Annotated in this window: 1 protein-coding gene; it reads left to right on the forward strand. The window is 54.3% G+C overall.

From position 1 onward, the window contains the following. Nucleotides 1-278: 278 nt before the first annotated feature. The coding region (locus ACFOTD_RS34500; RefSeq protein WP_378124538.1) for an IS3 family transposase at nucleotides 279-724 on the forward strand (446 nt) is incomplete at its 3' end.

A 724-nucleotide genomic window follows, 5' to 3' on the forward strand; every position in this document is an offset into this window, starting at 1 on the left:
ATCCAGCGGTTGCAGGAAGTCGAACAGCGGTACGACAGAGCGGTTAAAGCGCTTGGTGAAAAAGAACTCGAAATTGAAATTCTCCGTGAACTGTTAAAAAAAACAACCCCCGTTTATCCGAGAAATTCGAAGTAGCAGAACCATTTATTAAACGGGGGGAGCCTGTTGCACGGGTTCTGCGAATTCTCAAACTGAATGGGTCCACTTACTATGGCCGGCAGAAACGCGCCGCGCAGGACGACGCAGAACGCGTCGAGCCGGTTCGCAGGGGACGCCCTGTGCCCGGATACTCTTACAATGAATCGGGCGAGAAAGTCTGTGACGAGCAAATCCAGGAATGGCTGGTCGCGCTGCTGGAGGGCGAAGAGCACGTCTATGGCTATAAGCTGTTAGCGCGCTGCATTCGCAAGCAGTACGGCGTGATACTGAACAAGAAAAAGGCTTATCGCATGTGCAAGGCACTCGGCATTCTCCAAAAACAGCGGCAACGCCAACAGACGCATCCGCGGCGGTTACCAAGAAATCACACCATCACAGCATCGAATCAACTCTGGCAAATGGATATTAAATACGGCTATGCCTTCGGGCAAGAGCGTTTCTTTTTCGTACTCAGCATCATCGACGTGTTCGACCGCGTCGTCGTCGGGCAGTACCGGGGCACTGCTTGCGAGGCCAAGCACGCTGTGCAGACCCTCGGGACCGCGCTGCAGCAGCGCCTTCAGCC

The sequence above is a fragment of the Cohnella sp. GCM10012308 genome, from assembly GCF_042649185.1.
GTDB lineage: Bacteria > Bacillota > Bacilli > Paenibacillales > Paenibacillaceae > Cohnella.